Origin of the sequence: Streptomyces sp. NPDC002888 (assembly GCF_042888465.1) — a bacterium.
Taxonomy (GTDB): domain Bacteria; phylum Actinomycetota; class Actinomycetes; order Streptomycetales; family Streptomycetaceae; genus Streptomyces.
In genome coordinates this window covers 31,556-52,155 of the sequence record NZ_JBIAPU010000041.1, presented here as the reverse complement: position 1 = coordinate 52,155, position 20,600 = coordinate 31,556, and the positions used below count along the sequence as shown (strand labels likewise).

Genomic DNA, 20,600 nt, shown 5'->3' with positions numbered 1-20,600 from the left:
CTGGCCTCAGCCTGCCTGTCCCGTGCCCGCCGTCGAACCGCTGACCCCGTCGGCGGGGGACGCCTTCCGTCGCCCGGCGGTGGAGGTGCCGCTCCGTCCGGGCGCCTTGCCGCCGGAGGGGGCGGGGGTGGCCGTGGCGGCGGGAGTCTGGGAAGCGGCGTCCCGGTGGGCGCTCGTGGGGCCGGCACCTGCGCCTCCGCCACTGGAACCTGCGGTTCCTTCGATGCCCGCGGTGCTTGCGACAGCACCGGCACCCTCAAAAACCCCGATACCCTCAGCGCTCCCAGGGGCCCCGGCGCCCGTCGCGCCCTCGGCCTCCGCCTTCTCCAGCTCCTCTTGCTTCTCCTGCTTCTCCTCGGGCCGAGGCTGCGTCAGCCAGGCCACAGCAGCCCCGGTGGCCGCGACGGGCCACTCGATGAGGCCGGTGACGCCCAGCACCCCGGCCCCGGTGTAGACCGCCACCCGCCGCCCGCGCGGCGACACGGCCCCGATCCTGTCCAACGTCCCTTCGGCCGCTCTGCTCACCATCCCGGCGCCCGGCACCTTCTGCAGCGTCGAGGCCGCCGCACGGAGCGGCTGCGGGAGGCGTTCCTGCGCCGACTTCTGCTCAGCCATGACTGTCCTCGCATGTGGGAATCTCACTTTTCCGGAACACCCGAGTTCCCGCACTTCGGGGGGCTCACCCCGATAACATCCCTTGCGTCTCAGCGCTCCGCCGCGGCGCGATGCCGCACCCACGCCTCCTCCCGCAGACGCGTCTCCAGGCGTACGTCCGTGGCGGTGCACGCCAGCGCCTGCGTCGCCGCAAGCAGCACCCCGCGGGTCCGCTCGGAGGCGGCGGCCTCGGCGAACTCGGGGGTGTGGTCGGAACCGTCCTCGCCCATGACGGCGACGAAGGGGTGGATGGCCGGCAGACGCGTACTGACGTTGCCGATGTCCGAGGAGCCGAGATACGCGCCGGGCGCGGGCGGCGTCAGGGTGATGCCCGCTCGGCAAAGATGGGCGGCGAATCGGCCGGACAGGGCAGCGCTGTCGCGGAAGTGGTCGTAACGGACCGTGGCGCGCACCACCTCGGCCCTGGTGCCGGTGGCGCGGGCGACGCCCTCGGCGCAGTCGCGCAGCTGTTCCGTCAGCTCGTCCAGGGCCACGGTGGTGGCCGCCCGCACACCGAACAGCCCCTCCGCGTGCTCAGGGACGATGGTGGTGGCCGTGCCGCCGTGCCGCCGTGCAGCCTCAGCGCCACGTCCCACAGCAGGTCGGCCCGGTCGGCGGCCTCCCTGCGGAGGTCCTGGTGGACGTCGTCGGAGTGCGGGCCCCGTGGCCTCCTCGGCGTGGGTTCCGGCGAGGCGGTAAGCGCCGGACGCGGTCGGGCGTACCGCCGTCGGGTTCCATCGTCCGGGCCCGGCGCCACCCCGCGTTTTGAACCCCGGACGCTGTGCAACCCGGTCCGTGTACCCGGGCGGCCGGCGTCCGCTCGTGTCCCGGCCCTCGGGGCCGATCTGGGAGGAACCATGGATCACTCGCGGGCGCCCGTGCTGGAGGCGCTGCGGGAGTTCCGGCGCCGGGGAGACGTGGCCTACGGTCCGCCCGGTCACAAGCAGGGCCGTGGCGTGGATCCGCGGGTGGCGGAGATCGTCGGGCTCGACGTGTTCCGCTCGGACGTCCTCTCCCTCAACGGCCTCGACGACCGACGCCAGTCCCAGGGTGCGCTCAGCCGGGCCCAGGAGCTGATGGCGGACGCGGTCGGCGCCGAGCGGGCGTTCTTCTCCACCTGTGGCAGCTCGTTGTCGGTCAAGACCGCCATGCTGGCCGTGGCCGGCCCGGGCGAGAAGCTGCTGCTGTCGCGCAACGCGCACAAGTCCGTGATCGCGGCCGTCGTCGTCAACGGGGTGGAACCCGTCTGGTGCACCCCAGGTTCGACCCCGAGCGGCACATCGCCCACCCGCCCGAGCTCGACGACGTACGCCGCAGCCTCAAGGAACACCCGGACGCCAAGGGCATGCTGCTGATCACGCCCACCGACTGGGGGACCTGCGCCGACATCCGGGGCGTCGCCCGCGTGTGCCACGCGTTCGACGTCCCGCTCATCGTCGACGAGGCGTGGGGCGCCCACCTCCCGTTCCACCCCGAACTGCCCGCCTGGGGCATGGACGCCGAGGCCGACCTGGTGGTCACCAGCGTCCACAAGACGGGCGGCGCCGTCGAGCAGAGTTCCGTCTTCCATCTCCAGTACGACCGGGTGTCTCCCGAGGTCCTCGAACAACGGGAGGACCTGCTCGGCACCACCAGTGCCTCGTCCCTCGTGTACGCCACCCTCGACGGCTGGCGCCGCCAGATGGTCGAGCGCGGGTACGACCTCCTGGACACCGCGCTGCACCGCGCGGAACGCATCCGCACGGCGGCCGGCGATCTGCCGGGCCTGCGCCCGATGGGCCGCGAGGTCGTCGAGGAGGGGCTCGCCGAGGCCTTCGACTTGCTGAAGATCGTGATCGACGCACGACAGCTCGGCATCAGCGGCATGCAGGCATTCGAATGGCTGCGGGACCACCGGCATGTGGACGTCGGCGGCTCCGACACCTGCCGTTTCAGCGCCTCCATCACGTACGCCGCCGCCGACGAGACCGAGAAGACCCTGGTGGACGCCCTGCGCGCCCTCGTCGACGGCGCCGACTCCATCGAACGGCAGGAGCCGGTGCGTCTGCCCGAGTCCTCGGCCCTGGAGCTGGAGCAGGCCATGCGGCCGCGTGCGGCGTTCTTCGCCGAGGTGGAACATGTCCCCGCGGAGCGGGCCGCGGGGCGGATCGCCGCGGAGATGGTCAGCCCGTACCCTCCGGGCGTACCCGTGATCGCCCCCGGCGAGGTCATCACCGACGACGTCCTCGACTACCTCCGCAGCGGCGTCGACCACGGCGTCCTGATCCCGGACGCGGCCGACCCCTCGGTCCGGACCCTGCGCGTGGTGGCGCGACGATGAGGCCGGGCACTGCCACCGGGCGTGCGGGACCCCGATGAGCCGGACTCGGCGGCGAGGGCCCATTGTCAGTGCCGGATGCGATCGTTCAGGTCATGGATGAGCTGGAGTTCATGCGCGGCCGGGTGTACGGGGCGGACCACGACGACGCGGCCCCGAGGCGCGGACGGGTCTACGCGGAGCTGGTGGGCGGCCCGTTGGACGGACTGCTCCTCGACGTGACCGACCGGCCCGACGACGAGTCGCGCGCAGGCGTGGCCCTGCCGACGGAGATAGGCCGCCACGGGCCGGGCGGCCGGGCGCTGTATGCGCCCAGGGAGGCCGACGGACGCCGCTTCGACTGGCGCGGCGACATTCCGTGACACGGGGCTGCCTACCATCGACGCAACCCACGACTGTCCCGTCGTCCCGTTTCGACCAACGGCCAACGGCTGACGTGGGGCCACACACGGGGGATTGAGAGGGCATTCATGACCGGCATGACGGTGTTCAGCTTCGTGCTGATCGGCCTGCTCGTGGTGATGGGCTGTCTGAAGGCGGACCGGGTCCGCGCCTGGCGCCGGTCCGTCAACCCCTCGGCGCCCGAACTCCCCGACGGTTTCTTCGTGGTGACCCGTATCGCCCTCTTCGGCCTGGCAGGCGTCGGCCTCTTCACGACGTTCCAACTGATGGCCACCGCCGACAACTCGGAGTGGAGCGAAGACGAGTCGGCCGGCGCGGTGAGCGGCGCCACGACAGCGCTGGACGGCAGTTCCCGCTACGGCGACCTCTACGGCGACGACAGCGGCTTCGACGGCGAGTACGCCAGGATGATCGAGGACGAGGTCCAGGAGCACGGCGGCGGTGACGCGCCCGGGTTCGGCGTGGACGCCGTCCCCGCCGACACGAACAAGGCCTCCGACGCCCGCTACACGGTCACCGCCTCCGGCGCCGGCGTGGCCTTCTGCCTGCACGTCGAGCGCACGCGGTCGAAGGAGGACGACTGGGACGCCCCAGGCGTCGCGGGAGGCGAGGGCACGGTGACCGTTCCGAGCTACAGATTCGCGGTGACCAGCCGAAAGGGGGCGTGCTGAGGCGCACACCGCGAGGCAAGGGGGACTGCCCGGCGACAATGGACGGAGGCGGCGATACTGAACCGATGCCGCCGACGCCACAGCCAGGACCCGAGACGCCCCCGGACCCCATCTCGGCCGACGCGCCGGGGGTGATACGCCGCCCGCTGCTCACCCAGTCCTGGCTCGACCTCACCTTCCTCCACTGGGCCGCGGACCCCGCCGACGTGGCCGGTCTGCTGCCGCCGGGGACCCGTCCCGACACCCTGGACGGTGTCACGTACGTCGGTCTCGTCGCCTTCCGCATGCACCGCGTCGGCTGGTTCCGTCTCCCCGGCGTTCCCTATCTGGGGACCTTTCCCGAGACCAACGTCCGCCTGTACTCGGTCGACGCGCACGGACGGCGCGGTGTGGTCTTCCGTTCGCTCGACGCCTCCCGGCTGGTGCCGGTGGCGGCGGGCAGGATCGGCTTCAGGATGCCGTACGTCTGGTCCCGGATGGCCATCCACGGCCACGGCGACACGGTCACGTACACCAGTTCCCGGCGCTGGCCCGGCCCGCGGGGCGCCCGCAGCCGCATCACCGTGCGGGTGGGCGAACGGATCGACGCGGCGACGGAGCTGGATCACTTCCTGACCGCTCGCTGGGGGATGCACAGCGCGTTCTTCGGCCGGTCGATGTACCTGCCCAACGCCCACCCGCGCTGGCCTCTGCACCGGGCCGACCTGGTCGAGTGCGAGGAGGACCTGGTGGCCGCGGCAGGCGTGCGCGAGCCGTTGGGGGAGCCGGTGAGCGTGCTGTACTCACCGGGCGTGCCGGTCCGCTTCGACCGCCCGGCCCGCCCGGCCGGCATCCCGACTCCCTGACCGCACCGCGTCCCAAGGTCAGCGAAGCGCTCCACGGCCTCGTACGGGAAGCGTCGGCCGGGGCCGCTGACGGCAGGGGGAGGCGATGACCGTGCCCGGGCGTCCGAGGACCGGCACGGCGACCCAACGTGCACGCCCGGCCCGCGCAGGCCCTGGGCGTTCCACGTGTCCTTCTCCCCCCGGGGGAGGCCACGACAGGGCCTGCGCGGCGCTGTGCCGTCAGCCGAGGCAGAGCACGAGCACGCAGATTTCGCCCGCCGGAGAGGTGGCGGTCGGCCCGCTGTTCGCCTGCGAGGTTCCCGAACCGGTACCGCTGTCCCCGCCGGTGTCACTGCTGCCGTCGGCGCCGCCGGTGGGCGTGGGCGTCGGCGTCGCGGCGGTACCGGAGTCGTCGGCCGAGCCTCCGGAATTCGACCCTGCGGAGCCCGACCCTGCGGAGCCCGAACCGTCGGAGCTCGAACTGTTGGAGCTCGAACTGTTGGAGACCGACCCGCCGGAGCTCCGCGAGCCGGCCTGCGGCTGCGGCGTCGGCTTCGCGGCCGTACGGGGCTGGTCGGCGGAGTCCGGCTGGACGTTCGACGGCATGTTCCGTGGCGGGGCGGCGGACCGCTGGCGTGGGAGGGCGGGCTCGGACGGGGTGGGGGAGGAGCGGTGCGCGTCCGGTCGTGTCGAGGTCGGGAGGCTGTCCTGCGTCGTCTGCTCGTCCTCGGTGCCCGGGCCGGTGATCTCAGGGGCGGTGGCCGCCTCCGCCCGGTTCGTGGAGTGCCGGTCCATCGTGCCCAGGGTCAGGCCGCCTCCGACGAGGGCGACCGCGGTCGCGACCACGGCCCGGCGCTGGTTCTTCTTCCAGCGGGCCCGCTGGCGACGCCGAGCCGCCCGCCCTTCCGGCACCGGCGGTGCGCCCCCGAGGTCGCCGGACGGCTCGGCAGGAGGAGCCTCGTCCGTGCCCGCGCCGTACAACCCGCCGTCCGCCTCGTCGTGGAGCGTGCCGCGGTGAAGCCCACCGCCGGGCCACGCGTCCGGGCCGGGCGCCCACGCGGCCGTCGCGCCGACGGTGGCCGGGCCCGGAACGGTGCGTCCGTCGGCGTTGGTCGGAGCGATGTCCGGGGCGTAGGCACCGCACCCGGGACACACCAGGGCGCCATTGAGGTGCCGGCGACACGAGGAGCAGTAGTCCATCTGCGGTCTTCCTGGGTTGACAAGCCGCCGGCCCGCCGGAGGGCGGCCCCGTCACGTTCGTTCACGTAATCGAGCAGCCAGCAACGCTAACGAGGGTTTCGGAACGGGATGTGCAGTCCGCGTGAGACTCGTGGGGGGATTCTTTGAGACGTCTGTGCGGGGCCCGGTCGCCGAGGCAGAGGGAGCCTCGAGACGCCGCCTCGGCCGCGTGCGCGTTTCCGGTCGGAATGCGTGACGTGTGGGCGGAGCCCCGCCGGGTCACTCGGTGGGCGTCAGACGTCCGGGCCGTCGGCCGATCCCGCCCGGCCGTCCCGCCGGCCACGAGGAGACCCACGATGCGCACATTGGAAACCCGGGACAGGCATCACACGCAGGACACGCGTGCCGACCTGCTCGGCATCTACCTCAACGACCACCTCGCGGGATCCACCGCAGGCGTCGACCGCGCCCGGTCCCTCGCCGAGGCCGAGCAGGACACGGCCCTCGGCGCCGACATGGGCCCGCTCTCCGACGAGATCGCCGAGGACCGGGCGACCCTGCTGGAGATCATGCGACGGCTCGACGTCCCCGTACGCCGCTACAAGGTCGTCGCCAGCCACCTGGCGGAGAGGGCGGGCCGGCTCAAGACCAACGGCCGCCTGCTGCACCGCTCCCCGCTCACCTCGCTGATCGAGCTGGAGCTGTTGCGCGCCGGCGTGACGGGCAAAACCGCCCTCTGGGAGGCGCTGCGCCGCCTGACCGACGAGGAGGAGCGCCTGGACGCGGGTCAGCTGGACACCCTGCTGGAACGCGCCCACGGCCAGCTGCGCACCCTGGAGCGACTGCACGCGCAACAGACCGCTCAGACCTTCCAGCAGACCCCCGACGGCTCACACCGGCCGGACTGACCCCCAGCCTCCGCCCCCGACCCCGAACGCTCTCCCCACCGGACGCCCCCACCGGACGCCTCCCACCAGACGCCCCGCCATCGAACGCACCGTCGCTCGACGCACTCCGCCCGCACAACTTGCTCTGAACATCAGCCAGTTGAAGTGCTCATTGGCCAGTTGCAGGTCTTCTGGACGCAAGCTCCTGCCGTCATGATCGTCGTGCCCCACACGTCCGACGCCCTCCGACGCCAAGGAAGCGCCCGTGACCTCGTTCCGTACCCCGCGAAGAGCCGCACTCCTCGCGTCGGGCACCGTCCTGATCACCCTCCTCGCTGTCCCCTCCGTCGGAGCGGCGGACCTGCCGGTGGTGACGGCCGCCGGCGAGACCGCTGCTCTGTACGACGACGAGGCCGGCGGCAACTCCGACGCCGACGACCCCGCGATCTGGCGCAACGCCGCCGATCCCGGACGCAGCCTCGTCATCGCCACCGTCAAGGAGGGCGGGCTGCGGGTCTACGACCTCGACGCCCGCCCGGTGCAGTCGCTGCCCGCCCCGAGGCCCCCGGCCGAGGACGACGCGCCGGGCCGCTTCAACAACGTCGACCTCGTCTCCGGCCTGCGCACGACCTCCGGTCCGGCCGACGTGGCGGTGGTCACCGACCGCGGCAACGACCGCCTCCGCGTCTACCGCATCGACCCCTCCCGCCCCGGCGGCCCCCTGACCGACATCACCGACCCGGCCGCCGCGGCGGTGTTCTCCGTCGGCCAGGCCGAGATCAACGACCAACGGACCGCGTACGGCTTGGCCACCTGGAAGGACAGGGCAACCGGTCGTAGCTACGCCCTGGTCAGCCGCCGCGAACGCACCCGCCTCGCCCTGCTCGAACTCGTCCCCACCGCCGGCGGCAGGGTCGGCCACCGCACCGTCCGCACCCTCGACCTGCCCTCCTCCTTCCGCCTGCCCGACAGCACGACCTGGAGCCCCTGCGCCGAGCCCGGCGAACTCCCGCAGGCCGAGGGCATGACCGTCGACCCCGCCACCGGCACGCTCTACGCCGGTCAGGAGGACGTCGGCATCTGGCGCCTGCGCGCCGACCTCACCGGCAGGCCGGTCCTGGTCGACAAGGTCAGGGAGTACGGCGTGCCCGGCACGTACGACGACGAGACCGAGGAATGCACACCGGGAGCCGACCCCGGCTTCGGCGGCCGGCACCTCTCGGCCGACGTCGAGGGCCTGACCATCCTCCAGGAGCCCGACGGGGACGGCCACCTGCTCGCCTCCAGCCAGGGCGACAACACCTTCGTGCTCTACGACCGCGAGGTGGGCGAGGCCAACGAGTACGAGGGCGGCTTCCGTATCGGCGCGGCCTCGGACACGCTCGACAGCGTCGAGGAGTGCGACGGCGCCGCCGTCCTGAACGCCCCGCTGGGCCGCCGCTACCCACGCGGCCTGCTCGTCGTCCAGGACGGCCGGGAGACCCCCGAGGTGCCCGATGGAGCGGGCGGCGGCACACGCACCGCGACCGGCTTCAAGTTCGTCGACCTCGGCGAGGTGAGGGACGCCACCGGCAGGTGAGCGGGACCGCCGTCAATCGCGCGGCGTGGGGTACAGCGGCCGAACGTGGGCCCAGTAGCGCCGTACATGCTCCTCGGCCTGCAGCAGGACCGGGTCGTCCGGTGCCGAGGCCGGTTCCCGTTCATGCGACGATCGGGAAGCAGGCGCGTTCCGGGTGGCGGCCCACCGCAGCAGCAGGACCAGGCCGGTGGACACACCGGCGGTGAGGGCGGGCAGGGTCTCGGGAGCAGACACAGTCGCGGTCACCTCGGGCAGTCGGGCAGGAGCGGAGGACGCGGGCTTTCACCGCGGCGGCACCCAACCGGGCACCGAACCTTCTGACGCCCGGTCAGTCGAGCAGGGTGACGCGGGCGGTGACGCGCTTGCCGACGGGCTCGCGCCGGACCTCGTATCCCGCGCAGACGGCCATCACGATCTCCAGGCCGTGCTGGCCCACCCGCCCGGGATCCGCTGCCCGCGCCACCGGCAGCACGGGATCGCTGTCCCAGACGACCACCTCGACCGCACCACCCGCGATCCGCAACTCCAGCAGAACCGGTCCCGGCGCGTACTTCCTGGCGTTGGTGACCAGCTCACTGACCACGAGCCGGGTGGTGTCCATCGCCCGGGCGGTGACCGGCAGCCCGTGCTCGGCCTGCACCCGGGCGAGGAAGTCGGCCGCGCGATGACGAGCCTCGGCGATACAGGAGGAATCGCCGTCCAGAGCAACAGTGGTGTGAATACGGCCACGCTGCGGCGCCATGCGGCCTCCGCCAATGATCACCGATTGCATACAGTCCGCCCTACTTTCGTGCACAGGCTCGCGTGTACCCGCTCGCCCGCCCCGCACGCCTCCGGCGGACCGGGGTCGTACCGGAAGGAGGCGGTCTCCCCTCGAAGGATCTACGGCGGTACCCTTTCCCGGACCGTGGCCGGCCCCTGACCGACGCCTTTGGGGATACCGTGGCAGAAATCGAGGAACCAGCAGTCCCGCAGCGGCTGTCGATCGCCCGCTCCGTCGTGGACGGCATCGACGTCGTCGCCCCGCACGGTGAGATCGACCATACGACCAGAACCAACTTCCGTCAGGCCCTGCTCCCGCCCGAGGGCGCCGGCACCGCGCGGCTGGTGGTCGACCTCAGTGGAGTCACCTTCATGGACTCCACCGGCGTCAACACCCTCATCGCCGCCCACCAGGCCGCCCAGGCCGCCGAGGGATGGCTGCGCCTGGCCGGGCCCAGGCACCCGGTCCTGCGGATCCTGCAACTGGTCGGGGTCGACACCGTCATCCCCTGCTACGCCGACCTGCAACAGGCACTGAAGAACTGAACGTCGGGTTCACCCCGCGCGCAGCAGGCGGACCGGCTCCCCGGCCAGGAAGGCCGCGATGTCCTCCACCACCTCGCCGTAGTACGTGCGGTAGTTGGCCTCGGTGACATAGCCGAGGTGGGGTGTGGCCAGGACGTTGGGGAGGGAGCGCAGGGGGTCCTCGGCGGGCAGCGGTTCCGTATCGAAGACGTCGAGACCGGCCCCGGCGATCCAGCCCTCCCGCAGGGCCCGCAGCAGCGCCGCCCGGTCGACGATCCCGGCACGGGACGTGTTGACCAGATGGGCGCCCGGCTTCATGGCGCGCAACTCGGCCTCCCCGAGCAGACCGCGCGTGCGCTCGGACAGCACGAGATGGACCGACACGAAGTCACTGCGGTGCAGCAGGTCCTCCTTGCTGTCCGCCAGTTGCGCGCCCTCGGCGACCGCGCGCTCGGCAGTGAGGTGCTGGCTCCACGCCAGCACCTCCATGCCGAAGGCCGCGCCGACGCGCGCCACACGGCTCCCGATCTTGCCGAGCCCGAGCAGTCCCAGCGTCCGGCCGTGCAGATCCTGGCCCACTGTGGACTGCCAGGGTCCACCCTCCCGCAGGGCCCGGCTCTCGACCGTGACCTGCCGTGCCAGTCCCAGGATCAGCGCCCAGGTCAGCTCCACCGGCGCGGTGACACTGCTGGCCGTGCCGCAGACCGTCACTCCCGCGGCCGCCGCGGCCGCGAGATCGACGGAGGCGTTGCGCATGCCCGTCGTCACCAGCAGCCGCAGCCGCGGCAGACGACCCAACAACTCCGCGTCGAACGGCGTCCGCTCCCGCATGATCACGACGATCTCGCAGTCCACGAGCGCCTCGACCAGCTCCTCACGGTCCGACACATGTTCACGCAGGACCCGTACGTCCATCTCGTCCGCGAGGGGTGTCCAGTCCGCGTGCGTGAGGGCAACGCCCTGATAGTCGTCGAGGACGGCGCAACGCAGGGGCGAACGCTCGACGAAGCCGGTGCCCGTCACGGCGTTGCGGACGGCCGGACCGGCCTCGTAGGTGTCGCGGTGCGTGGTGTCGCCGTGGGCGGCGTCGCCGGCCGGGGACTCGGATGTCACGTGCTTCGTTCCTCTTCACGCGTTGATGATGTTGAAAACGCTGGCACTGCAGCCTCCGCCGAAACCGACAGCCGGTCAACCGTGCGAAAGACTTGACCAGGACACCGCCCCCGGCGTGCACCTGGCACATCGACGTGCACGACACTGTGGTACGAGACCGCACCCAGCCACCGGCCGGCACCGTGCCCGCAGGCGACGACCCAGGAGAGACCATCATGATCATCTTCGGCACCAAGGGATACCTGTACCAGCTCGCGATACTCACGCTGCTGTGCGGCCACTGCGGCAATCCCTCCGCCCACACCCTCAGGAAGCGCGTCACGAAATTCACCCTCTTCTTCGTGCCGCTGTTCCCCATCTCGACGAAGTACGCCACGCAGTGCACGTTCTGCGGCGCCGAGCAGAAGGTGACCAAGGAGCAGGCGGACCAACTGCTTGCGCAGGCCGCGAGCGGGCACGGCAGCCAGCCCTACGGGCAGCCCCAGCAGCAGCCGTACCAGTCCTGAGGGAGGCCGGGGCCGGTCCCGCCCGACAGATCGGAACACCGGTCCATGCTCCCGGGACACCGGGCGCACCAGGGTTGCGAACGCCGTGACGGCGAGCGCGGCGGCCGTGAGGCGCAGCCCCGACCACACCCATCCGTACGTGACATCCTCACCAGGCTTCAGGCGGTCACCAGGGCGGAGGCCATCGTCCGGGCCCGCCGGGCGGGCCTGGGCGATACCTGACCGGCGTCAGCGCTTGCTGAACTGGGCCCGCCCCGGCTGGTCGACGTTCGGGGTGATGGCGATGCCGGTGTCGGTGAGTGTCTGGCCGTAGATGTCGGTGACACGGATGTCGGAGCCGCAGCCGGCGCCGTTCTCGGAGACGAAGTAGTTGTACTCGTAGCGCGGCAGCTGACGCCACGTGGAGCCGGTGCGGACCTCCAGGGTGGCGACGGGGTTGCGGTGGTTGCGGACCTGGATGCCGCACCACCACTGCGAGGAGCCCTCCTTGTAGCGGTAGGCGACGGGGCCGCCGATGTCCGGGCTCACCAGCTTCCACGTGATCGGCACCCGGCCCGCCACGGGGTCGGCGATACGGGCGAAGGCGCGCTCACCGAGGTCGATGTCACCGGGTCTGCACTCGGGGCAGCGGTCGACGATCTTCACGGTGATCTCGCCCCGGGGGCCCTTGACCTGGAGGTACGCCCCGCACATCCGTGAGTTCTCGTAGTCGGTGTGGTTGAGCGCCGCGATGCCGATGTCGCCGGTGGCGTCGTAGAGACAGTTCCCGACGCCGGTCGCGCCGTAGAAGGTGCCCTCACCGGAGTAGGTGGTGCCGGGCTGGACGGAGGCGTGCGCCGGTGCCGTCGTCGTACAGAACAATGCTGTGGCGCCGGCGAGGAGAGCGAGGGGTCTGCTGCGCATGCGGGTGCCTTTCGAGGACGGTGGGGACGCGCTCGAGCGAGGTGATCCTGGCAGCGTTGAAAGATCAATTGAAAGTGCAATTACGGCCAGGGCTCGCCGTGCTCCTCGGTCGGCGCCCGCAGAACAGCGAGCGGTACGTCCACCGCCACCCACCGCCCCCCACCGACTGGGCGGGCCATCCCCGGCGGCCGCGAGGATGCCCCGCACGGCGGAGGCATCCCCGGCGCCGGACGGCGTTCACCCTGTTCGGGCTCACGCCGTCCCGGGCCTCAGCCCGCCTTCGTCACCTCCACGGAGAAGTCGTTGTCGACGGTGTAATAGGGGCGCAGGCCCGCTCCGCCGACTGTGACCGTCGGATAGACGAACACCTCCTTGCGGCCCGCCACGTCGTCGAGCAGACGGGCGAGCCGGATGAGGGGCGCCTCCGCCGCGGGCTGGACGAACACGTCCCAGACCCCGCTCCCGCCCACCGTCTCGGCGGCCAACTCCGCGTGGTCGACCGTGAAGGAGAAGCTCCGGCCGTCGTCCTCGGCCCGCGGCTCCAGGTCCCGTACGCCGCCGCTGCCGCCCCGCAGACGCAGGTGCACGACGGCTCCCGTCCGGAGCGAGGCACCGTGCAGGCGCGCGCCGACCGTCAGCGACCGGTCCGTGAGGGTGATCGCGTCGACCTCCCCGTGGGCGGGGCGCAGCCAGGACCGCACCGCGAGAAAACCGTCCGCGGTGGCGTACGGGACCCGGACGGCCAGCGGTGCCTGCCAGTCCCGGCGGTGTCCGTCGACGAGGGCCCGCAGATCGCGCATACCCGGGCGCAGCCGCTGCCGCTCGGCCTCCGGCTCCCTGAGCAGGTACACGTCCCACCGGCCCTCCACGAGCACGGTGTTCGGGTCCAGGACGGCGCGTCGCCCACCGTCGTCCGTGGGCTCCAGGTCGAGGACGTGGAGGACCTTCTCGGGCTGCCCCTTCTTCGGCCGCAGCCGCAGAAGCAACTGCCGCCCTTCGGCGGACCGCGACACCATCTCGAAGACGATCCGGCCCCCGGTGTCGACGACGCACCCGACGCGCGGCTGCACTCCCTGTTCCGCGCTCACCGCTGCCCCCTCCGTATCGCGCGCCGCGCGTTGCCCGCCGCGGAGAACGCGGCGTCGCGGGCGGCGAAGCCCTGGCTGACCAGCACGCGGTGCACGCCCGCGCGTTCCTGTACGACCGCCCGCCCCGCTTTTCTCGCCGAGACCGCCTCGCCCAGCAGACGCTCGGCCTGCTCGACCACAGGCCCGGGAGCGAACCGCTGCGCGTTCTCCAGGGCCGCACGGCGCATCCGTAGGCGGCGCTCGTCGTCACGGACCAGTTCCAGCAGGGCCGCGCCCAGTGCGTCACGGTTCCCTACGGGCACGAGCCGTCCGTCGACGCCGTCCTTGATGATCTCACCGGGCCCGTACGGGCAGTCGGTGCTCACCACCGGCAGCCCGCAGCGCATCGCTTCGACGATCGTCATGCCGAACGGCTCGAAGTTGGAGGCGGCCGCACCGATCGAGCCCTTGACCCACTCGGCCTCCATGGGGGTCGCCGCGCCCATCAGGAAGACGTTGTTCCACAGCCCGAGCTCTGCAATGAGCTTGCGCAGCCGGTCGTGCTCCTCACCCTTGCCGTAGATGCGCAGCTGCCAGTCCGGGTGTTCGGCGGCGACCGCGGCGAACGCCTCGATGAGCAGGTCGTAGCGTTTCACCGGCACCAGCCGGCCGGCCGCGACGACCACCTTCGCGGTGCCGTCCGCGGCCGCCAGCACGGGATCCGGAACGCTGTTCGGGAGGGCCTCCACCCGAACGCCCGGCAGCCGCATCTTGCGCCGGTAGGCGGCGGCGTCGGCCTCGGTCACCGTGGTGAGCGCGTCGAGCCGACGGTAGGCCCGGCGCAGCGTGGTGCGCAGCCCCGGCGGATGGTTGTCCAGGGTGAGGTGCTCCTGGCCGATGCGCACGACGTGTGACGGAGCCTGGAGAGCGAGGTGCACGTTGAGGCCCGGCCGGGTGCCGATCACCACGTCGGCGTCGGTCGTGGCGAGGCTCTCGCCGATCCGCTGGTCGGTCAACTCGCTGTACTGCCGGTACCGGTACTCGGCGCGGGGAAACACCTTCGCAGGTCTGAGATGTAACGCGTGCTCCTTGTCCTGTCTGAGGTCCACCAACGGCCGCAGGGACACCCGCGGGTCCAGGGTGAGGTTCGGGTGCTCCCGGTGCCGCAGGACGGAGACGATCTCCACCTCGTGCCGCTCGGCCAGTGCGTGGGCCAAGTTGAAGGTGGTGGTGATGGTGCCTCCAATCCCGTACGCGTTATGAATCAGGAAAGAAATCTTCATGGCGGTTTAGACGTCGTCAATTTCCCTACAGTTGTGGTCCGTTACCAGTTCGTAGTGCACGCCTGCGCCGCCCGCGGGGAGCCGAGCCGGCCGGTCAGGAGCCGGTTGGTCTCAGTGGGGCGCTCCTGCTGGACCCAGCGGCCGCCACCGTCGAGGATCCGCGACGTGAGCAGCCCGGGTGCATCGGGTGTGGGCATGGTGTCGGCGGACAGGCGGCGTAGAAGACTGCCGGCCGGCCGCGCACGTCGGGCTCGATCTCGGCCCCGGCCCGGCCGGGCCGAGGCCGCTGGAAGAGTCGCCCGGCAACTGGTGCCGCCAGGAGTCCGGGAACCGGACCTACGGGTTGCCCTCCGAGCGACGCGCCACCGCGGCGTGCACGAGCCAACCCACCGCCGCGCCGACCGCGTACCAGAACAGATCGGGCGGATTGAAGGTGGACCCCAGCACGAGCCGAGCGACGGCACTGCGCCGGGACAGCTCCGCCGGCACGTCACTCAGCTGCAGGAACTCGACCGCCCAACTGGCGGCCAACGCACTCGCGGCCCCGGTCAGGGGCGTCACCCGCGGCGCCACCACCACGACAAGAGCGACCAACAGAAGGGTGTACAACGCATCCCCACCGTACTTGGCCACACTCCCCGCCGCCGCGCCCCGCAACCCCAACCCGAGGCCGACGATCACCACCGCCGCCCCGACCGCCGCGAGACGGATCCACATCGGGTCGGCGGCGGCAGGCTCGCTGCTTCGAGGCACAAGGGGCACAGCGGCATACTGCCGCACGTGCTCCGCGGTGTCTCGCACTACCCAGCCTCGGCTCGTCACCCGCGCACGGCCGGGTGGCCATGGAAGAACAGGACCGGTCCGGGGCCGGCACCGGGAGGTACTTGTGGCACACACCCCGCGCATGTCATCGACGAATCTCCGACTCAGGGCACAGCACCAGGTGGGCTCCCCTCATCACCGGCTCACTGGATGTGGTGCTGCTCCCAGAAGGGGCCGAGGTTCTTGCTCGTCATGCGCTGAGCGGCCTTCTTGAAGTCGGTGGTGGTGGAGACCCCGTACCAGTGGTCACGGGCGTACTGCTTGAGCAGGCGGGCCATGGTGCCGGTGCCGAGCGTGCGTTCCAGTTCGGCGAGGGCGCAGGAGCCGGCGGTGTAGATGAGGTGGTACTCGCCGGGGTGCTGGTGCCAGTACGCCATGGAGTTGGTCAGTCGGGCGTCGTCGCTGGGCCAGTCCTCCTCCTCTTGGCAGTCGCGTGTGTCCCAGCCGTAATAGCGGGCGTTGGCGTACTGGGCGAAGCTCTCGTCGAGCCAGGGCGCGTTGTATTCGTCGTTGCCGACGATGCCGTACCACCACTGGTGGGCGATTTCGTGGACGACGGCGCTGCCATCTTCGGTGGTGCCGAGGAGGACGAGACCGGGGTATTCCATGCCGCCGCCGAAGCCCGGGGTCATCACCAGGTCGATTTCGCCGTACGGATAGGGGCCGAATTCCTTGCCGAACCGGTCGACGGCGCCGGTGGCGTCCTTCCGGTTGAGACGCACACCCGCGGAGGGCGTGCCGGGTGCCCAGTACGAGTTGACGCGCACGCCGCCGGGCGAGGTCTCCGTGGCCGTACGGAAGGGACCCGCGGCCCATGCGAAGTCCCGTACCCGGAGTGCGGTGCTCTGGGTGACGGTGCGGCCGGGTCTGCCCGGGCTGGTGCGGGTACGGCCCGTCGCGGGGACCTTGAGGGCGGCGGGATGGTCGAGGCGTACCCGGAAATCGGCGGCGAGGGCGTAGAAGCTCTCGCCGACGGACACGTACGGGTCGAGGTGCCACCCCTTCTCATCATGTACGGCGAGCACGGGCAGCGCGTTGCCCAGGAAACGGAAGGCACCTTCACGGCCGAAGCGGCTGTTGCGCCGGGGCACGGTGATGGACACGTCGAAGGCGACGGTCGCCTGCCGACCGCGCGCGAGCGGCCTGGACAGCGTGATGCGCAGTGCTGTGCAGTTCACGGTGAGGCGGCCCGCCGTGCCGCCGCGCACGTGGGTCACGCTGACGGGGGAGGGCCGGCCGGGTGCGCCGCAGCCGTCGTCCCCGTTGCCCCACAGCCGTACGTACACCTCTCGCAGGGGCAGGCGGGAGGCGTTGCGGAACGACACCCGCTGCCGGCCCGTCCAGTGCGAGCCGTCGCTGTCGGAGCGCAGTGTCACGTCGTAGCGCAGGCCGTCGGGCGTCGCGGCGCCGACGGTCGCCCGTGCCGGGGGCGCCGCAACGGCGTCGGCCACGGTGACGCCCACCGCCACGAGCGGCGCCAGCAGGACAACAAGCAGACGACGACCGGTCCTTGACCACCACGCGGGTAACGACGACATGGCAGCGGATCCTGCCACATCGCCTCCGACATTCACCCCCCACCGGGAGAATTCGAAGAAGCGCCTCCACTTCGCACGGCGGCCCGCTGGGATGTCACATTACGGCGGGCCCGACCGGTCGTAGGTGTATGACGACGCACACGAACCACAGCCAGGACGAGACACGAGTGCAGAACCAGAGCGTTCTCCTCGCGGGAGCGAGCGGAGTCCTCGGCCGCCATGTCACCCGCGCCCTCACCGAGGCGGGACACAAGGTCACGAGCCTGGGCCGGGGCCCGGCCAACGGTATCCGGGCCGATCTTCTGGACCGTGACGCGCTGCTGCGCGCCGTGGAGGGCCACCGCTTCGACACGGTCGTTCACGCCGCCACCGCCCTGCGCGACGCACCGCTGCGCCACCGTGACATGCACGCCACCAACGCCCTGCGCATCGAGGGCAGCGCCCACCTGATCGAGGCTGCGCAGGCCACCGGCGCGCGGCGCTTCGTCTCCGAGTCGATGGTCTTCGGATACGGCTACGGCGACCACGGCGAGCACCCCCTGACCGAGGAGGACACCTTCGGCCCCCGCGGCCGCACCGCGGAACTGGAACGGCACATCGCGGCCATGCGCATCAAGGAGCAGCTCACCTTCGGCACACCGGGTCTGGAGGGCGTCGCACTGCGTTTCGGGCTCTTCTACGGCCCCGGCGGCACCGATGCCCTGCTGCCCCTGCTGAGAGGACGCAAGCTCCCCGTGCCCGGCGACCGGGACCGGGTCCTGCCGTGGATCGAGCTCACCGACGCGGCGCGCGCCGTCGTCGCCGCCGTCGAGCGCGGGCGCCCCGGCGAGGCGTACAACATCGCGGACGACACACCGATGGGCTTCGGCAGCCACGTCCGCGCCGTGGCCGAGCACTTCGGGCTGCCGAAGCCGATGCCCGTCCCGCTGTGGCTGATGAGGCCGATGTCGTACGCCCACACGATGATGTCGACCACGCTGCGCGTCTCCACGGCGAAGGCCCAGCGCCAACTGGACTGGACGCCCGCCTACCCCTCCACCCACGCAGGACTCGCCGCCATGACAGCCCGGCGGCGGACGACGCGCGGGAACGCTGCTACGCGAAAGCCACGACATCCCCGGCCATGACACGGGGAGGGTTGGGGAGCAGGGCGGCGAGGTTGTCCCTTACGAAGTCCGCCGCTCTCGAGACCGATTCCTCCGCACCGGACTGGTCCTCGAAGACGCTGGTCGAGACCATGACTCCATTCCCGGCATCGACCCAGTAGTAGGCCACGAAACCGGGAATCCGGCGCACGAGCGGCACGAACCCCTCGTTCACCAGGCGACCCGCCTCGGCTGGATCGGTCACGCCTTCATACCGCCGGACTGCTGCGTACATACCTGATCTCCTCGCGAATTCCGGGCCCATTCCTTGCTGAGACGCCGTACCCCCTACGACAGCCGGCGCTCGCCAGGCGCCCGACAATCACCGGAAGGACCGCCCACCCTGACCCGAACGGCGGCTTCCGACCCGGCCACACCGGCGCGGCTCCGGTCGGCATGACAGAAGCGTTCGCTACTCGTGGGTAAGGAACCGGGAAGGGCGGGGAAGGAGCAGAGCAGCCACGTCACTGCTCGCGCTGAGCCTGGCCGAGCTCGCGACCCCGCTCCCCGGCCGTCCCTCGTGGCGGCGCTCGGGGATGCAGACGCGGAGTTCAGCGCCTGGGGGTTCATGCACCTTGGGTCGCCGGCCGACTTTCCGGACCGCCCCCGGATCCCTGTCCCAGGCCCCCAGCAGTCCGGCGTCGACAAGCTTGTCCAGGTGGAAGGCGGCGAGCTTGCGCGATATGCCCACACTCGCCGCGGCCTCGCCGCGGTCCCGTCACGAGTGACAGGGTGCTGGGCACGCCGGATGAAGGCGAACAGCTGCCGCCGGGATCCCTCCCCGAGGACACTGACGGACTCGATCGCCCTGGCTTCGTAGGTGAGAACGGAGAGCGAATGTCGATGGGGCCTGGCATCGGTTCTTGATCGAGATGCTCAGAAACGTTGATGAGAACTGGCAGCACCCAGAGGACTCGGCTCGGGCGTGTCGGCACCGACGGACATGATGCGGCTGTGGAGCTAAGACCGGAGTTGTTGCCCCCGCCCGTGAGCCGGCAGCGGCTGGACGAGCTGTGCGCCGAGGTGGAGCGGATCGCTGACCTGCTGGAAGCCCGCCCGGAGGCGGCGGGCGAGGCGATCGCGGCCTTCAACGCGATGACCGGTCACGAATACGAGGCTCGCGACTTCGCCGAGTACGACGGAAGCAGGAGCCTGGAGGAGTTCGCGAGGGAGGCGGCCAGGCCGGCTCGCCCCATGGTCGCGGACATCACCCGGGACGAGCTCGTTGAGATCGTTCGCAGACTCCTGATGGCCGACCTGGAGAACGACTACTACCTGCGGCTCCTGGAGGCGAACTGGTCGGGATCGGTACGCGACCGGCTGCTGTTCGCGACGCTGAGTGAGACCGGGATGCGGCTGGGCGAGTGCCTGTCGCTCAAGCACTGCGACTGGCACGTCGGCCGGGGCAGGACCCCGTTCGTCGAGGTCGTGCCCCGGCAAGACCACCCGGCCGGGGTGCGAGTGAAGAACGGCCGGTTCCGCCGCATCTACATCAGCGACGACCTGGAGCGTCTGCACAGCAGGCCGAGCCGAGGTCGGCGGCAGCCTCCAGCCGAGGACGATCAATAAGAACCTGCAGACGATCGACCTGTTCTACCGGGTCATGACCGACGCCCGCGCCGAGGTTGCCGAAGCACTGAACGATGCGCGGTGGCTGGCGCTCACCGACAGCCATGCCCGCATGTTCCGCCCCGCCGACCGGCCCCGTCAGCGCGAAGTCCGCGAGGCCGACGAACGCAACTACATCAACGACACCGACCTCAGCAGCAGTCCCCTCGCCTGGCCCCAGAGCTCACGATCCGGAACGCAATCCCAGAGCACTGTGCTCCACCACACCCGAGGGAAGATCGTTCTTCCCTGAAGCCCGAGCAGTCAGCTCCACGAGCCCGGCCCGGAGGTCGGTGGCTGGCTCACCAAGGACGATCGCGCTGATGATCAGCTCCATCATCAAACGGTCGTACTCGTCGCCCATGCTCCGATAGCGCTTCCCATCGGCCTCCACCACAGCAGAGGCGATCCTCCTCCCACCACCAGCCACGGGGGCAAAGGAGGCCTCATAGACGCCGTGACCGGTCCAACTCCGGTGCATGAAAACGACGTCGCCTTCGGCGAAGACGTTCCACTTCTCATCCATGTCCCGGGCTCGATATCCGCGCCGGATCCGGTCCCAGCCCTCGTCAGTCCAGACACGATCCGGCAACTGAGACACCGGCCTGGGCGCGTTGATCGGATGGAGGCGTCGGAACGACTCTCGGGTGAGCGGGGCATCGGCAGTCATGACGTAATCCTACGGATGCCCCACTCCAACAGGACAGCGACTTACTTCCAACTGGGCAGAGGATGAACCTCAGCCACCTTTCGGACGCGTCCGCAGCTTCCTGAACAGCGACCTTGCCAGGCCGCTACACCGCTACCCCAGATAA

General features: G+C 71.1%; 22 protein-coding genes and 2 pseudogenes. 10 read left to right on the top strand and 14 right to left on the bottom strand.

Annotation, left to right across the window (positions count from 1 at the left end):
* Positions 1–6 precede the first annotated feature (6 nt).
* Together ACFYWX_RS43445 and ACFYWX_RS43440 are read right to left on the bottom strand one after the other, a co-directional pair.
* Entirely contained in the window at positions 7–615 is a 609-nt protein-coding gene (locus ACFYWX_RS43445) for a hypothetical protein (RefSeq protein ID WP_389430861.1), read from the bottom strand.
* Between the two features lie 89 nt (positions 616–704).
* Positions 705–1,217 (bottom strand): annotated as a pseudogene (locus ACFYWX_RS43440) (amidohydrolase); the annotation flags it as partial.
* A 294-nt stretch (positions 1,218–1,511) separates the two neighbouring features.
* Between ACFYWX_RS43440 and ACFYWX_RS43435 the strand changes: the two are divergent.
* The 4 genes and pseudogenes from ACFYWX_RS43435 (at position 1,512) to ACFYWX_RS43420 (ending at position 4,889) form a co-directional block, all read left to right on the top strand.
* Positions 1,512–2,974, top strand: a pseudogene (locus ACFYWX_RS43435) (aminotransferase class I/II-fold pyridoxal phosphate-dependent enzyme).
* 92 nt (positions 2,975–3,066) lie between these two features.
* The gene (locus ACFYWX_RS43430; RefSeq protein WP_389430859.1) at positions 3,067–3,333 is read left to right on the top strand and encodes a hypothetical protein; all 267 of its coding nucleotides are present in this window, start codon (positions 3,067–3,069) and stop codon (positions 3,331–3,333) included.
* 108 nt (positions 3,334–3,441) lie between these two features.
* The gene (locus tag ACFYWX_RS43425) at positions 3,442–4,044 is read left to right on the top strand and encodes a hypothetical protein (protein WP_389430858.1); all 603 of its coding nucleotides are present in this window, start codon (positions 3,442–3,444) and stop codon (positions 4,042–4,044) included.
* Between the two features lie 65 nt (positions 4,045–4,109).
* A complete protein-coding gene (locus tag ACFYWX_RS43420) occupies positions 4,110–4,889 on the top strand; it encodes a YqjF family protein (RefSeq protein ID WP_389430856.1) in 780 nt (259 codons plus the stop codon).
* A gap of 219 nt (positions 4,890–5,108) precedes the next feature.
* Here the strand turns inward: ACFYWX_RS43420 and ACFYWX_RS43415 are convergent, their stop codons facing one another.
* Positions 5,109–6,068 carry a hypothetical protein gene (locus ACFYWX_RS43415; RefSeq protein WP_389430854.1) on the bottom strand — a complete coding sequence of 320 codons (960 nt, stop codon included), beginning with the start codon at positions 6,066–6,068 and terminating at the stop codon, positions 5,109–5,111.
* 335 nt (positions 6,069–6,403) lie between these two features.
* Here ACFYWX_RS43415 and ACFYWX_RS43410 point away from each other — a divergent pair, with 335 nt between their 5' ends.
* Both ACFYWX_RS43410 and ACFYWX_RS43405 read left to right on the top strand, forming a co-directional pair.
* Positions 6,404–6,955 (top strand): hypothetical protein, encoded by a 552-nt coding sequence (locus ACFYWX_RS43410; protein WP_389430852.1) that lies wholly within the window; start codon positions 6,404–6,406, stop codon positions 6,953–6,955.
* Positions 6,956–7,199: 244 nt separating this feature from the next.
* A complete protein-coding gene (locus ACFYWX_RS43405) occupies positions 7,200–8,513 on the top strand; it encodes a phytase (RefSeq protein ID WP_389430851.1) in 1,314 nt (437 codons plus the stop codon).
* A 12-nt stretch (positions 8,514–8,525) separates the two neighbouring features.
* Here the strand turns inward: ACFYWX_RS43405 and ACFYWX_RS43400 are convergent, their stop codons facing one another.
* Both ACFYWX_RS43400 and ACFYWX_RS43395 read right to left on the bottom strand, forming a co-directional pair.
* The gene (locus tag ACFYWX_RS43400) at positions 8,526–8,747 is read right to left on the bottom strand and encodes a hypothetical protein (protein ID WP_389430850.1); all 222 of its coding nucleotides are present in this window, start codon (positions 8,745–8,747) and stop codon (positions 8,526–8,528) included.
* A 94-nt stretch (positions 8,748–8,841) separates the two neighbouring features.
* Positions 8,842–9,255, bottom strand: a complete 414-nt coding sequence (locus tag ACFYWX_RS43395; RefSeq protein WP_389430848.1) for an ATP-binding protein — start codon at positions 9,253–9,255, stop codon at positions 8,842–8,844.
* Between the two features lie 200 nt (positions 9,256–9,455).
* Between ACFYWX_RS43395 and ACFYWX_RS43390 the strand changes: the two genes are divergently transcribed.
* Positions 9,456–9,821, top strand: coding sequence for an STAS domain-containing protein (locus tag ACFYWX_RS43390; protein WP_389430846.1), 366 nt, complete (start codon positions 9,456–9,458; stop codon positions 9,819–9,821).
* Between the two features lie 9 nt (positions 9,822–9,830).
* Here the strand turns inward: ACFYWX_RS43390 and ACFYWX_RS43385 are convergent, their stop codons facing one another.
* Positions 9,831–10,790: a D-2-hydroxyacid dehydrogenase family protein gene (locus tag ACFYWX_RS43385; protein WP_389430902.1), complete on the bottom strand. Its 960-nt coding sequence runs from the start codon at positions 10,788–10,790 to the stop codon at positions 9,831–9,833.
* A 338-nt stretch (positions 10,791–11,128) separates the two neighbouring features.
* Here ACFYWX_RS43385 and ACFYWX_RS43380 point away from each other — a divergent pair, with 338 nt between their 5' ends.
* The gene (locus ACFYWX_RS43380; protein ID WP_389430845.1) at positions 11,129–11,419 is read left to right on the top strand and encodes a zinc-ribbon domain-containing protein; all 291 of its coding nucleotides are present in this window, start codon (positions 11,129–11,131) and stop codon (positions 11,417–11,419) included.
* Positions 11,420–11,647: 228 nt separating this feature from the next.
* On the opposite strand, the gene ACFYWX_RS43375 is transcribed toward ACFYWX_RS43380, so the two are convergent.
* The 6 genes from ACFYWX_RS43375 to ACFYWX_RS43350 form a co-directional block, all read right to left on the bottom strand.
* Positions 11,648–12,322 carry an expansin EXLX1 family cellulose-binding protein gene (locus ACFYWX_RS43375; RefSeq protein ID WP_389430843.1) on the bottom strand — a complete coding sequence of 225 codons (675 nt, stop codon included), beginning with the start codon at positions 12,320–12,322 and terminating at the stop codon, positions 11,648–11,650.
* Between the two features lie 269 nt (positions 12,323–12,591).
* Positions 12,592–13,410 carry a hypothetical protein gene (locus ACFYWX_RS43370; RefSeq protein ID WP_389430842.1) on the bottom strand — a complete coding sequence of 273 codons (819 nt, stop codon included), beginning with the start codon at positions 13,408–13,410 and terminating at the stop codon, positions 12,592–12,594.
* Positions 13,407–14,672: a glycosyltransferase family 4 protein gene (locus ACFYWX_RS43365; protein ID WP_389430841.1), complete on the bottom strand. Its 1,266-nt coding sequence runs from the start codon at positions 14,670–14,672 to the stop codon at positions 13,407–13,409. The genes ACFYWX_RS43370 and ACFYWX_RS43365 overlap by 4 nt, the downstream gene beginning before the upstream one ends.
* 41 nt (positions 14,673–14,713) lie before the next feature.
* The gene (locus tag ACFYWX_RS43360; RefSeq protein ID WP_389430840.1) at positions 14,714–14,869 is read right to left on the bottom strand and encodes a hypothetical protein; all 156 of its coding nucleotides are present in this window, start codon (positions 14,867–14,869) and stop codon (positions 14,714–14,716) included.
* Positions 14,870–15,008: 139 nt separating this feature from the next.
* Positions 15,009–15,389: a DUF2809 domain-containing protein gene (locus ACFYWX_RS43355; protein ID WP_389430901.1), complete on the bottom strand. Its 381-nt coding sequence runs from the start codon at positions 15,387–15,389 to the stop codon at positions 15,009–15,011.
* Between the two features lie 248 nt (positions 15,390–15,637).
* Positions 15,638–17,032, bottom strand: a complete 1,395-nt coding sequence (locus tag ACFYWX_RS43350) for a M1 family metallopeptidase (RefSeq protein WP_389430839.1) — start codon at positions 17,030–17,032, stop codon at positions 15,638–15,640.
* Between the two features lie 128 nt (positions 17,033–17,160).
* Between ACFYWX_RS43350 and ACFYWX_RS43345 the strand changes: the two genes are divergently transcribed.
* Complete coding sequence (locus tag ACFYWX_RS43345; protein WP_389430838.1) at positions 17,161–18,159, top strand: NAD-dependent epimerase/dehydratase family protein; 999 nt, start codon at positions 17,161–17,163, stop codon at positions 18,157–18,159.
* Here the strand turns inward: ACFYWX_RS43345 and ACFYWX_RS43340 are convergent.
* Positions 18,128–18,412: a hypothetical protein gene (locus ACFYWX_RS43340; RefSeq protein ID WP_389430836.1), complete on the bottom strand. Its 285-nt coding sequence runs from the start codon at positions 18,410–18,412 to the stop codon at positions 18,128–18,130. The two genes, ACFYWX_RS43345 and ACFYWX_RS43340, sit on opposite strands and share 32 nt — an antisense overlap.
* 719 nt (positions 18,413–19,131) lie before the next feature.
* On the opposite strand from ACFYWX_RS43340, the gene ACFYWX_RS43335 reads away from it, so the two are divergent.
* A complete protein-coding gene (locus tag ACFYWX_RS43335) occupies positions 19,132–19,746 on the top strand; it encodes a hypothetical protein (RefSeq protein ID WP_389430835.1) in 615 nt (204 codons plus the stop codon).
* A gap of 223 nt (positions 19,747–19,969) precedes the next feature.
* On the opposite strand, the gene ACFYWX_RS43330 is transcribed toward ACFYWX_RS43335, so the two are convergent.
* Positions 19,970–20,455 carry a hypothetical protein gene (locus ACFYWX_RS43330; protein ID WP_389430834.1) on the bottom strand — a complete coding sequence of 162 codons (486 nt, stop codon included), beginning with the start codon at positions 20,453–20,455 and terminating at the stop codon, positions 19,970–19,972.
* Positions 20,456–20,600: the final 145 nt, after the last annotated feature.